This window comes from Anabaena sp. TISTR 8404 (assembly GCF_056847745.1).
Genome location: NZ_CP180578.1, coordinates 5,638,364 through 5,651,062, shown reverse-complemented (window position 1 = coordinate 5,651,062; position 12,699 = coordinate 5,638,364). Strand labels below are relative to the sequence as shown.

Sequence of the window (12,699 nt, the reverse complement as noted above, 5' to 3'; positions counted from 1 at the left end):
TAAATTTTGGAAGTTGATTGATATTCCGCCTTGACTTGGCGGAGTATAAACCAAAAAAATCTAAAATCGGCAATCTAAAATCTAAAATTGGCACAGTTAATCAACAGGGTTTATAAAAAAGCTACGTATTTATTTCAAATCTTTTCTCAAGATAGCGGATTTCAAGGAAAAAAATTTGGAGATATTTATTACCAGCTGGAAAATTAGGTAATAACTCTGGGGAGGGAATATGATCGGTAAGCTACTGGATAATCGTTACCAAGTAATTCAAGTGCTGGCTAAAGGAGGGTTTGGTCAAACCTACATTGCCCAAGATACAAGACGGCCAGGAAACCCCATCTGCGTTGTCAAGCACCTCAAGCCTACCAGTTCTGACCCCAGAATTTTTGAAACTGCTAAACGTCTGTTCCAAAACGAAGCGGAAACCTTGGAACGTTTGGGATACCATGACCAAATTCCCAGGTTGCTGGCTTACTTTGACGAAAACCAAGAATTCTTTTTAGTCCAGGAATATGTCGAAGGACATCCCTTAACTGATGAACTCATTCCAGACCAACGCTGGAGTGAAAATCAAGTTCTGCAAATGTTGCAGGAAGTTTTAAGTATTTTAGAGTTTGTTCATCAACAAGGTGTAATTCACCGCGACATCAAGCCAGATAATATTATTCGTCGTTCTTCTGACAATAAATTAGTATTAGTAGATTTTGGGGCAGTTAAACAATTAAGTTCTTCAATGGTGACGGTTGGCGGACAATCTACAGCGACTGTAGCTATTGGAACTCCTGGCTATATGCCAACCGAACAAGGACAAGGTAAACCCCGCCCTAACAGTGATATTTATTCTTTAGGTATTATTGCGATTCAAGCGCTGACAGGCGTATCAGCTTCCGAATTACAAGAAGATCCCGATACTGGCGAAATTCGCTGGCAACATTTAGCACCTGTTAGCTATCGCTTGGCATCTATCTTAACGAAGATGGTGCATTATCACTTCAAAGACCGCTACCAAACTGCGACAGAAGCACTGCAAGCCTGTGTGAGTGTTATGAGTCCAGCATTAACACCAGCTGCACCACCAGAACCGTCGATAAATTACGCTTACCCTGCTGCTAAACCGGCTTCGTCTTTCCAACCAACTCTCGCAGTTGCACCAGCAAATCCTGGTACTAGCAAACCTACTCGCAGAACTTCTAGTAAATCTGATCCCTTACCGTTGTTAATTGGTGTACTTTTGGCTGGTAGTGCGGCGGCTTTGGTAGCAAATGTATATCCGAATATGAGAAATTTGGCTGCTAATTTTACAGGTCAAAATGCCAGTGCTGGAAATAAGTGCTTGGCGATGGTGACAGGTAATTCTAATATTCGTTCGGAACCTAGTTCGATTAATTCTGATAATGTTCTCAAAACCATCGGTGAGGACACACAATTTGAGGTAACTGGCCTGCGAACAAAACGCAATTGGATACAAGTTAGATTGAATTCTGGGCGTTTGGCTTGGGCGTATGCAGATGTCATCGCTAACAATGATGAATGGATTTCTTGTTTGCGAGATAAAGGTATTGCGATTAAGACGGTTGATGATAGTACGTTAATTGCATCTCGGCCGCTTCCCCCACTCAAACCTAATAAGGTTACTACTCCACCAAAACCAGTAGAGACATCTAATGCTGACGCTGGAAAATCAGAACCCGCAAAACCTAGCGATAACAGCGACAAGGTTGTCGAACAAGCTAAGAAGAAGTATGAGTCAGGAGATTTAGTCGGTGCGATCGCATTATTAAAGTCTATTCCCGCCAATGCTTCTGCTAGTATTCAAGAAACAGGTAAAATCATAAGCCAATGGCAGCAAGATTGGTCTAAGGCGGATGCACTGTTTAATGACATCAACAAAGCAATAGATAATGGTAATTGGGATAAGGTTCTAGATTACAAAAATCATCCCGAAAAGTTACCTGATACTCAATACTGGCGCAATAAAATCGAACCTTTATTTAAACAAGCAGCGGAAAATATCGGTAAACAAGCTTTTCCACCTGGAGATCAGCAAGATAATCAAAAAACTCCCAAAACTGAAAAACCAGCAGCTACAACTAACTCCAAGCCTGAAGGTGGTTTATGATTTAAATTTCATCAGACTGTATGAGGTTGGATTGTTGGCAAAATACACTAAATAGGGGCGCACATCTGTTTGCCCCTACTACAATTATTCCCAATCTTCTTCTGCGCCAATGTCTTCTTCGTTATCGGAAGTTTCAGGCGATCGCTCATACTGGAGTTTATTCAACAAAGATAATACTTTAGTACCGCGTTCTATGGAACGGTCTTCGATAAAAATTACCTCTGGTGTCCGACGCAGCCGTACCCTAGCACCAAGTTCACTACGCACAAAACCCGTGGCTGACTTTAAGCCTGCCATTGTTTCTGCTTTAGCTTCTTCTGTACCATAAATACTGACGTAGATTTTGGCGTGCTGCAAATCACCCGAAACGTCTACATCAGTTACACTGACCATACCTGAACCCACACGGTCATCTTTAATACCGTTGAGTAACATTTGGCTAACTTCCCGTTTAATTAATTCAGCAACACGGGAAACGCGGCGACTTGTAGCCATAAAATCTTTGCCTCCTCACAGAGGTTATAAAACATCAATAGTGGAAATCTGGGTAGGACTCTAGCAAAGTGCTGAGTGCTTAGTATAAAACTAGTAGCTATAAGGTTTCCTTCCGGCTATAACAATACCAAAAGCAACAGCCCCAAGCTGTCCCAGCCTAAATTGCACTCAAGCCCAGCATAGCGCGTAGAGTGAGAGTAACGAAGGTGAGACCGCCCAGTAATAAGCCGACAACAGCAACTAAGGTGACTGGACGTTTTAACAAGGGCAATAATGGCTCAAATGTGTTCACCAGAAGCCCGACAAGGATAGTAATTAAGTAGCGAGGGTAGCGAAAAACGTTATCCCAAAATCCGTCAAACATGGAAATCTAAACTGCCTTGTTATGAACTGACGTTTGTTTTGATATGCTTTATCTACCTAATTGTAATCTATGCAGATGAAAATTACTCACTTAATATAGAATATGCTGCGTTAGCTATATTTTGTTATATTTACTAGCTTAAATTAGTGAACTTGTCAGTAAATGGTTATTCAAATGTTTCCAGAAACTTGCCCACGCCCATTTTTAAAATGGGCAGGAGGTAAAAGTAGGTTAATTCAACAATATATTCCTTATTTTCCTAAGTTTTATCAAACTTACTATGAACCTTTTTTAGGTGGTGGTGCTGTTTTTTTTCATTTACAACCAACTACGGCAATTTTAACAGATATTAATGCCGAACTAATTACTACTTATCTCTGTGTTAGAGATAAAGTTGAAGATTTAATTAGCTTATTGCAAGACCATAAATCTAGACATAGTAGAGATTATTATTATAATGTTCGAGCCAATCACATTACGAATGATTTAGAACAAGCTGCTCGTTTAATTTATCTGAATAAAACTTGTTATAACGGTTTATATCGAGTTAATTCTCAAGGTAAATTTAATGTTCCTTTAGGTAGTTATAAAAATCCTAGTATTTGTCAAGCAGATTTACTCAGGGCTGCATCTAAAGCACTTTCATCTTGTGAGATAAAACAAGCAGACTTTATAAATATGCTGAATTACGCTAAAAGCAGTGATGATTTTGTCTTTTGCGATCCACCTTATCATCCTATCAGCAATACTAGTTATTTTACAGGTTATAATGGCAATTCTTTTGGTGAACAAGACCAAATACGTTTGCGAGATGTTTGTGCAGAACTAGCAAAGCGTGGTGTTAAAGTTATGGTTTGTAATTCTGATTGCGAATTTATCAGAAAAATATACGAAGAAATCAATTTTCATATTTATGCGATCGCTGCCTCTCGCTCGATTAATTCTAATACTAAAAAGCGAGGCATAATTAGTGAATTATTAATTACTTCGTATTAAAAATTTTTATTAGCCCAGGCAATAAATCTATCCAAACTGTAAACTCCGAGTAAGTTCTGGTTTGATTGAACTTGTTGCCTGAGCCATTGAATTGCGCCTTCACGCATCCCTTCACCACCAATTACAATAATCGTTGGGGCTGGATAATATTCCTGAATGTTCATACTTAAATAAGGAAACTTTTCATCTACAGAACCGCCGCTTTCTTGCCATTTACATTCAAAAATTAATCCAGCGGGCATGATAGGTAAACCAACAACATAAAAATCTACTTTCAACAAAGTATTATAAATGCCTGTCCCAATATAAACTTGCTTGGCATAGCGTTTTGGTAATAAATTCGCAGTTAACAGATATTCTTTGGTGACATGATTTCCAACTTGAAAATAATTATGTCCGCTTAATATCGCATCTACATTACTTTCTAAAATTCTCCCTGCTTGATTTGCTCGTCTGCCTTGAGTCATAGTCATTCTCAAGTCCTCCGCCAACTTCCCATCTATTTTAGAATTTCATGGAAGCAGGGACATATAAACACTTACTTAATATGAATTTTCAAAGCTGAAGAAAGTGGGATATTTTTGGTACTTATGTACTAAAAAAGAGTGCAGATGAGAATAATTAACCGCCGATTAACGCAGATAATAGATCAATAAAAACTCTGCGAAACTTTGCGTTTACCTCAGCGATACTCTGCGTTGAAACTCAACCTGTTTGCACTTCGCTATTACCATTACGAATTGCCCAAGCAATTTCTAGTAATTGAGTCCAGCGTTTTTGTAATTGTTTAGGAGTACATTTTAAGGCTTTAGCGATCGCTTGATCACTATGTCTTGCTGCTTTCAATTGCAAAATTTGCTGCTGCTGCGGAGAAAGTACCTGAATAAAAGTTTCCCACTGTTGGGAAGACAAACCTAATTTTTGCTCTAAACCAGCACCTAGCCATTGATGAACTAATTGCCATTGGTGCTGCTTGGCGAACTTTTCGACATGGTATTTGAAGCGTTGTTGCAGATAATCGCGCTGACGGCTAGTTAAACCGAGAATTTGGTCAATTTCGGGCGCAGATAAGTCTTGCAACTTCAAGCTGAGGTAGTCAATACAGTCAGATTGTCCTTGAGATTCCAAATATTTGACTAATTCCGAGATGACGCGATCGCGTTCTGATTCTTCCGATAAATCAACATGACCTTGAGCAATCATTTTAGAACGGATTTGCTGTACCGCTGGATTGCGTTGGTAAGATTCTGCGTCTTCAGTCTTTGCCGAGTCTACAGCCATTTCAATATCTACAGCCGTTTCTTGCGGTTGACGACGGGCGAAACCTTGAGCGCGTAAGATAATTAATTGTTGATTATTGCCACCAGGTAAATTGATGCGGCGCTTGGCATATTGTTCTGTAAATGCCATATATTCTGCTAATTGCAGCTGAGTGCGTGGCTGGTAATCTTCAGCTAATTCATTTTCTCGCCGGAAAGCTTTAATCGCTTCAATATAAAAGGCTTGCAGAAAATCTTCGATCAGATTGTAACGAGCGTCAAATCCGTACTCTGAACCAGATGGCGTAACATGGCGGTAAACCATTGCACCCAAACTACTGTGTAACTCTACCCTCCCTCGCCGAGAACCAAGTTGGTAGTAATGCAGACACTTGTGCAAACGATGCCTTGCTAAAGTTAGTTGCCAAGATTGGATTTGCCCAGATGTTTGAATGCGGGAACTTTTATCACAAATCCGTTTGACTTCTTTAGCTATGCGTTGGGCTACAGCTTGTATACACCCAGAACTGGCTTTAGCTTGTGCTTGTATTTCCTGACACAGCAGTTGCATTAAAGTATCTGTAGCTGGGAATTCTTCAATAGCAACATTGCTAACAACAAAATTGGGTGTGGAGGTTGGTAGATTTACAAGGTTAGCTTTCATGAATTTTCCTAGGGTAGGGTATAGCACCGTAACTACAACGCAAAGATAGCATCTGAAAACGGTCTTGTCTGGAAAATTATTAAGTATTTATCCATACAAGCTTCATTGCCAGCACTGCTCATGTATATGACTGTAGGAAATTTAAAAAAGTTACAGTGAAAATAGTGTGTCGCTTTTTTTATGCGTAACTAGATAGAGGACAGCACACTTCTATTTATCAAGCCCGCAACTGTTTCAAATCCTTGCTGTATACACGTTTACTCCTATCCTGGCTACCCACTCCCAGCCATTGTCAGTATGACAATCCCAAAACTGGAGTATTTTTATTACACGTTTGCGAAACCGATGTTTCCACTTGTGAAGGATACTTTTTACACCCACGCTGTTACTGCTTCCCAACCTAATCCCTTTCTCGTAATTATTGGTTCATCTCCCGTCAAGTCCAAGATTGTCGATACGTCATAGGTTGGCTCTTGACCAGTGTCTACAATCACATCTACTAAGTTATCCAGATAATCAAATAGCTCTACCCGTGATAGCCGAGGTTCAACATCTGAGGCAAATTTACCATCATCCGCCTCATTGGTTGGCAAATGTGCAGAAGTTGAAATAATCGGGTTTTCCAAAGCTTCTAACAAAGCTAAGCATACCGTGTGATTCGGTACGCGGATACCTGTAGTTTTCCGCTTGGGATTCTGCACCAGTCGCGGTACTAATTTGGTAGCAGGTAGCAAAAACGTGTAAGGGCCTGGAATCAGCCGCTTCATCAATCGATAAGCAGTATCGCTGACAAACGCATAAGTCGCCACATTTGACAATGAAGGACACAAAAATGTTAATGGTTTATCATTCGCTAACTGCTTGATTTGCCTCACTCTTTCCACCGCCGACTTGGCATTTAAATCACAACCGATCGCATAAACTGTATCGGTAGGGTAAAGCATGACCGCTCCACTAGAGAGCGCTGACTTTATTTCCTCTATTCGGCGGCTTTGGGGATTGTCCGGATGCACTGTGAAAATTTTGGCCATAGAACACGGTAATTTAGAGCAAGGGTGGAGGGGGTAGAACAATAGCAAGGATACAAGGGTGCAGGGGAGAATAACTAAGGACAAATGACTATTGACCATTGACCATTGACTATTGACTAACCCATATGAGTAAAATAGCTTATCTTCAATGCCCGACGGGAATTTCTGGTGATATGTGCCTGGGAGCCTTGGTAAGTCTGGGTGTGCCTGTAGAGTATTTGAGTACAAAATTAAATGACTTAGGAATTGGGCAGGAGTATCGTTTGCGGGCAGAACTTGTGCAGAAAAATGGTCAACAGGCGACTAAGGTACATGTGGATTTAGTAGAGAATCATCACCATGACCACGAACACAATCACCATCATGGCCGTCATCTGCCAGAAATCGAGCAAATGATTCTTCAGGCAAAGTTACCATCACGAGCGGAAGCTTGGAGTTTAGCAGTATTCCAACAATTAGCAGTAGCAGAAGGTGCGGTGCATGGGATTGCACCAGAAAAAGTACATTTCCATGAAGTGGGTGCCGTGGATGCGATTGTGGATATTGTCGGCACTTGTTTGGGTTTAGATTGGTTAGGAATAGACAGCGATCGCTCAGGATTCCCCTTACTTTACTGCTCGGCATTTCCCACAGGTGGCGGTACGGTGCGAGCCGCCCACGGTCAAATGGCAGTACCAGTGCCAGCAGTATTGAAGTTATGGGAAATGAGGAATTGTCCGGTTTATAGTAACGGCATTGAAAAGGAACTGGTAACACCAACAGGAGCTGCGATCGCCACTACATTAGTCAGAGAATTTGGTAATCCGCCATCGATGACGATTAAACAAGTGGGATTGGGAGCGGGAACTATTAATCTGCCTATTCCCAATATACTACGCCTCTGGCTGGGTGAAAGCACCAGCCTACAGGCAGATGTGGCAAATACTCAAGCAACCAGCCCGATTTTAGAAACAATCTCAGTACTCGAAACGCAAATTGACGACTTGAATCCCCAGGCCTTTGGCTATGTGTTTGAAGCGTTATTTGCCGCTGGTGCTGTGGATGTCTTTACCCAGCCAATAGGTATGAAAAAGTCCCGTCCGGGTATTTTATTAACAGTCATCTGCCATCCAGATAATTTACCCGATTGTGAGGCAGTTTTATTTCGTGAAACCACTACCTTGGGAATTCGTCGCACTACCCAGCAACGCTCTATCTTACAACGAGAAATTCAACAAGTAGAAACAGAATATGGCAAAGTGCGTGTTAAAGTTGCCTGGCAAGGAGAATCACCAGATAAATGTATTACTAATGTGCAGCCAGAATATGAAGATTGTGCCGAATTAGCTCGTCAACACAATCTACCTTGGCGAGAAATTCATAGGCTTGCTCTTCAAAGTTGGTATTCATAAAAAAATAGGAGTTAGAAATTAAGATAATTCTGACTCCTATATTCTGTGTTCCCTACTTTAAATTGACTAGAACTTAGTCAATATTTTGTAATGTCCGGTTTACAGCATCACCTGCATCTTCACCTGCGCGTTGAGCATTTCTTGTCAAGTTTTGAGCAGCATTCCCGGTGTTTTCTTTGATATTTTCTAAACCGCGTTTAGTTCCTTTAGCTACACCTTCAGCTGTTCCTTGAGCAGAACTGCCAATATCTTCACCTAGATTTTTTACTCTTTCACCGAAGGGTGTACCTTGGCGATAATTACGAGTATATTGCTCTGGACTATCAATGCCTTTTTCGTTAATGTTTCTTTCGGCATTTCTACTCAAATCTTCGGCTCTGTTTCTTGCAGATTTTTCAAATGTTTTGGCTCTCGGATCTACATCACTATAGTTGTTCATTCCGCCTTCAGGGCGATTCAGGTTGTAAGCTTTGGTGGGGTCGTAACGCTCAGTATTAGGTGATTGAGCGCTGGGTTGAGGTGGTTGACCTGCAATAGTAGGTCTGTTACAAGCTTGTGTCAGAATGAGAAACAACCCTGCTAAGAAAACACTTAATACCTTTAGAGGGCGAATGTTTTTTACCCAATCAATCACTCTTTTCATAGTTTTACTCCTTGAGTTTGTGTAAGTAAGTTCAAAATTGATGGAGATAAGATTTCTGTTAGTCTCTTACGTGAGAAAAATCAAAAATTTTATCTACCTACTGCCGGATTTTTTTGTAACTCAGGTCTAGCACTTGCTTCGTCTGCTTTATCTTTGACAAAGCTAGAAGCATCTTCAAATTGTTCCTTGACAGTCTCAAGCCGCTCCTGAACTCTCGTTCCTAATCTCGGTTCATTTTGAATTAAATTTCCAGGTTCAGGCTGTTGGAAGTTTTTCTTTGTAATTAATGGCAATTCTTTTTCTTTTTCTAATCTACCCTGTGGTGTTTCCGCACCTGGGTACAGTATTTCTGATTCTGAATTTGTAGCTATTAATAAGCTAGAAGGTAGATAAGCGTTGTCACTTAAATTTCTAGTATATTTATCGCCACCGTTTTTATAAGGATTGTTTGCACCTCCAGCTTGTACTGCGGGATTTTGGGGATTTGCACCTGTAACATCTCCACTACTACAAGCAGTACTAACTATCAACAATAAACCAGCCAAAAATACAGTTAAAACTTGGCGTAGTCTTAATCTTTTCAATAACGCCTTCAAATTTTTCATTAGTGCCTCCTTGCAACTATGAACAAGTTTTTTGCTTATAATATATTTGGTTAAGCAAGTTAAATTCTTGTTTTAGTTGACTGTTATTTGACCAACAATTTCCAATGTTAATTACTAGAAATTTATTTTGTATCTGGCTTAAGTCGCATTATATTGGTGAAATATGTAATAAATTCATCTGACTATGGAGAGATAAGCCTAAAATTTTTCAGCCTGTTATTTATTAATAAATATGCTGTATTAACTTATAATTTAAATTTCATTAACTACACCCTAACTCATACTTTAGGAAGATATAAAATGTATCAAAAAAATATACTATAAACTACATTTTTTCCGAATGTCTCTACATCATCCCATCCAAGCTCAGCAAACTCAAAAACACTGACAAATTCTCCACCCCAGTTTTCATAAAAATGATAGACAGCAATCCGCTCGATGTGGAGTAACTTGCAAGTTTCTTTAGTCCCTGTACGAAAAATTGTTTCTAACTCTAAATAAGCTTGGATTTTACTAATAACTTTATAAAGTACTTCTCTTGCTTTTCCAATTACTAAATTTGAACGTTTTTCTCATTCGATAAATTTCTAAACTGTTCAATTAGTGGTGTATTGATATCTCCAAAACGGCGTTTCATCTGATGGATAATAAGTTTTAATGCTTCCTTATAAATAATATCTTGATAAATTACAGAATATTTAATGAAGTCCTACCGTAATAATTAATGAATCAAATCTTTTTCAAACTGCAAACCTGCCAAAATTGCTAGACAACCTAGAATATATTAAGCATTATCTATTTTTTTGCTAATATCACATAATCATCTAGTTTATAATTTGATTCATAATTTTGTCCAAAATACTTTTTCAGTAACGGAGTCATGTATATTTGCTTGGGTAGCTTGTCTTTAGCAAATTTAGCAAATTCGGAAGCAGCCAGAGGTTTTCTTAAACTTGTTGCAGTTAAATATTTATACCATACTAAATGTAAACCCAATTCTTCTATAAATTTAGAAACTATATTTTTCTCTTTTTCCTTATCTTCAGCTTGAACAGTATCGTAAGCTTTGAATAACTTTTTATCTTGGATAATTAAAAGTACGTAACTTTGATTATTTAGACTATTAGCAAAGATTTCTTTATATATATTATTAGCTTGAATTCTTTTGGAATTATCTGTAAAAAAACAATGAGAAATTACTATAAAATCAAAAAATTTCTTAGGTATATTACTCGATTTAGCATCCCAGGAAAAGATGTCAGTAGTAACAAAACGAAAGTAATTATTTACAGGGGTTATCTGTGATTCTATGTATTTACGCCAAAACTGGAGTCCTCGGTACTGAAAAGCATCTTGTTTTTCTAAAGAATAGTAAGATACATGCATTTGAGGAATATCCAAAAAGCCGCTACAACTTTGGAGAAATAAAGCTAATCCATAAGCCGTGGTTCCTGGCCCTGCTGCAATATCAAGAATATTAAATTTAGTTGGAAGTAACCCATCTTGGTAAATAAGTAACCAAGCTAAATAGAGACAATATACATTTTCTAAAAAATATTTCATAAAGTAGACATGAGGAGTCAGACTAAAACGGTAGTCTGGATCTTGCCCAACTTTTAAGTTATTAATGTCCTCAAAAGCGTCTTCTAATTTAATTACTAATTGTTTTTCTGGAATTTTACGTAATTCTTCTTTGATATATTCCACTAGTTTAGCTTCAAAATCTCCAAATAGATACTCATCAATTCCTGTAGCTTGTAGTTTATATTCATCATGTTGCACTAATTTAAAAGTTTCATACAAGTACTTAATAAATTCTGAGTTTGGCTTTAATAGTAGATTAGATGTTGATGCTTCTACTGATATTATTCGATTCCGTAAATTTGTAATTTCCCGTTTAGATTCCTCTAAAGCTCGTTCAAGTTGAAGTTTATCTCTAAATATTTTTTCTAACCACGAAAATTTTGCACCTGATTTTTGAATGTTCTGTAAAAGTTGTAAAGCTCTTCGGTTATCACCACGCTGCAATGCAGATTTAAACTGCTGACTTCTCCACCAATTAATAATAAAATTACTCATAACCAAAACCGTCTTTTCCTTCTTTGATTTCTACACCCGGAAGTTGAGATAATAATTTTTCTTTAAATCTCTGATAACTCAATTGTTCAGAATTGTACCACCAAGAATATTTTTGTTTAATTTCTTCAGCCTCTTGACGGGTTCCTGCAACAAGAGAACGATGATTATTAGGATGAAAATCTTGAATTACAATTCTATCTACAATAGCTAATTTCTGTATAAAAGCATCTTCATCAGTTGCTAGTGTTGGCAGTAAGGGTGTAATTGTAATAGAAAATTTAGGAATAAAACCTTTAAAACTATCAATGCCTTGTTTTATTTTTGCGATAGCGTTTAGTCTCGCTTTAATACTAGGAGAACGTGGTTCAAAATCTCTTCTCACTGCTTCGCTGCCTGTGGGAATGCTCATATTAATTCGCAAGCGTTGAAACCTTTGTAAATAATCAATATCTCTAGTAATAATTGGACTGCGAGTTTGAATTACTAAAGTTGGACGATATTCCAACATTATTTCTAATAAACCACGAGTTAACTGATGTTTAGATTCTAGTGGTTGGTAAGGATCTGTAACACTACTCATGTAAATTATAGGTGGTTGATGTGGATGTTTTTCATACCATTTTTCTAATTCTTTTTCTAAAATTTTTGCAGCATTTTCTTTAAAGATTACCCATTTACCCCAATCTTGGCGCATTTTAGTATTAGGGCTAAAAGCCGCAGCATAGCAATAGCTGCAACCATACTGACAACCCCGATAAGGATTAAGAGTAAAATCATAAGCAGCAATAAAACCAGTTGCTTTTGTTAAAATAGACTTGGCATTCTGCGAGTAAACATTAGTATCTCCAAATTTTTCACGCACAAATTTTTTAGGAGTTTCCTCGCAATAACCTTCATACAGAGATTTCGGCATATTTCAAAATGCCTTTCAATATATTTGAATACCAGCATAACTCATAAAAATATTATATTTACGTGTATGTGCTAGAAAAAAACAGCCGCCACTCATACCCGTATCAGCATCCTAGAGATTCAGGCTTTTCAATATTATAT

13 protein-coding genes are annotated in these 12,699 nt (G+C 38.2%); 3 read left to right on the top strand and 10 right to left on the bottom strand.

Features of this window, described 5'->3' with window-relative positions:
* Positions 1-229: 229 nt before the first annotated feature.
* Positions 230-2,119, top strand: a complete 1,890-nt coding sequence (locus ACMX3D_RS24560; RefSeq protein ID WP_482748411.1) for a protein kinase domain-containing protein — start codon at positions 230-232, stop codon at positions 2,117-2,119.
* 84 nt (positions 2,120-2,203) lie between these two features.
* On the opposite strand, the gene rbfA is transcribed toward ACMX3D_RS24560, so the two are convergent.
* Together rbfA and ACMX3D_RS24550 are read right to left on the bottom strand one after the other, a co-directional pair.
* The gene (gene rbfA / locus ACMX3D_RS24555) at positions 2,204-2,614 is read right to left on the bottom strand and encodes a 30S ribosome-binding factor RbfA (RefSeq protein WP_482748410.1); all 411 of its coding nucleotides are present in this window, start codon (positions 2,612-2,614) and stop codon (positions 2,204-2,206) included.
* A 157-nt stretch (positions 2,615-2,771) separates the two neighbouring features.
* On the bottom strand, positions 2,772-2,978 hold the full coding sequence (locus ACMX3D_RS24550; RefSeq protein WP_482748409.1) for a DUF751 domain-containing protein: 207 nt from the start codon (positions 2,976-2,978) through the stop codon (positions 2,772-2,774).
* Positions 2,979-3,140: 162 nt separating this feature from the next.
* On the opposite strand from ACMX3D_RS24550, the gene ACMX3D_RS24545 reads away from it, so the two are divergent.
* A complete protein-coding gene (locus ACMX3D_RS24545; RefSeq protein ID WP_482748408.1) occupies positions 3,141-3,974 on the top strand; it encodes a DNA adenine methylase in 834 nt (277 codons plus the stop codon).
* Here the strand turns inward: ACMX3D_RS24545 and ACMX3D_RS24540 are convergent.
* The 3 genes from ACMX3D_RS24540 to ACMX3D_RS24530 form a co-directional block, all read right to left on the bottom strand.
* A complete protein-coding gene (locus ACMX3D_RS24540) occupies positions 3,971-4,447 on the bottom strand; it encodes a PD-(D/E)XK nuclease superfamily protein (protein WP_482748407.1) in 477 nt (158 codons plus the stop codon). The genes ACMX3D_RS24545 and ACMX3D_RS24540 overlap by 4 nt on opposite strands.
* 232 nt (positions 4,448-4,679) lie before the next feature.
* The gene (locus ACMX3D_RS24535; protein WP_482748406.1) at positions 4,680-5,897 is read right to left on the bottom strand and encodes a HetZ-related protein; all 1,218 of its coding nucleotides are present in this window, start codon (positions 5,895-5,897) and stop codon (positions 4,680-4,682) included.
* A 371-nt stretch (positions 5,898-6,268) separates the two neighbouring features.
* On the bottom strand, positions 6,269-6,928 hold the full coding sequence (locus ACMX3D_RS24530; protein WP_482748405.1) for an L-threonylcarbamoyladenylate synthase: 660 nt from the start codon (positions 6,926-6,928) through the stop codon (positions 6,269-6,271).
* Positions 6,929-7,053: 125 nt separating this feature from the next.
* On the opposite strand from ACMX3D_RS24530, the gene larC reads away from it, so the two are divergent.
* Entirely contained in the window at positions 7,054-8,319 is a 1,266-nt protein-coding gene (gene larC, locus ACMX3D_RS24525) for a nickel pincer cofactor biosynthesis protein LarC (RefSeq protein WP_482748404.1), read from the top strand.
* Between the two features lie 73 nt (positions 8,320-8,392).
* On the opposite strand, the gene ACMX3D_RS24520 is transcribed toward larC, so the two are convergent.
* The 5 genes from ACMX3D_RS24520 to ACMX3D_RS24500 all read right to left on the bottom strand — a co-directional run bounded on the left by ACMX3D_RS24520 (position 8,393) and on the right by ACMX3D_RS24500 (position 12,559).
* Positions 8,393-8,962, bottom strand: a complete 570-nt coding sequence (locus ACMX3D_RS24520) for a DUF6658 family protein (protein ID WP_482748403.1) — start codon at positions 8,960-8,962, stop codon at positions 8,393-8,395.
* Positions 8,963-9,051: 89 nt separating this feature from the next.
* A complete protein-coding gene (locus ACMX3D_RS24515; RefSeq protein ID WP_482748402.1) occupies positions 9,052-9,567 on the bottom strand; it encodes a DUF6658 family protein in 516 nt (171 codons plus the stop codon).
* A 553-nt stretch (positions 9,568-10,120) separates the two neighbouring features.
* Entirely contained in the window at positions 10,121-10,204 is an 84-nt protein-coding gene (locus ACMX3D_RS24510; RefSeq protein ID WP_482752420.1) for a hypothetical protein, read from the bottom strand.
* Positions 10,205-10,362: 158 nt separating this feature from the next.
* Positions 10,363-11,646 (bottom strand): photosystem II assembly protein, encoded by a 1,284-nt coding sequence (locus ACMX3D_RS24505; protein ID WP_482748401.1) that lies wholly within the window; start codon positions 11,644-11,646, stop codon positions 10,363-10,365.
* Positions 11,639-12,559 carry an SPL family radical SAM protein gene (locus tag ACMX3D_RS24500; protein ID WP_482748400.1) on the bottom strand — a complete coding sequence of 307 codons (921 nt, stop codon included), beginning with the start codon at positions 12,557-12,559 and terminating at the stop codon, positions 11,639-11,641. The genes ACMX3D_RS24505 and ACMX3D_RS24500 overlap by 8 nt, the downstream gene beginning before the upstream one ends.
* Positions 12,560-12,699 lie beyond the last annotated feature (140 nt).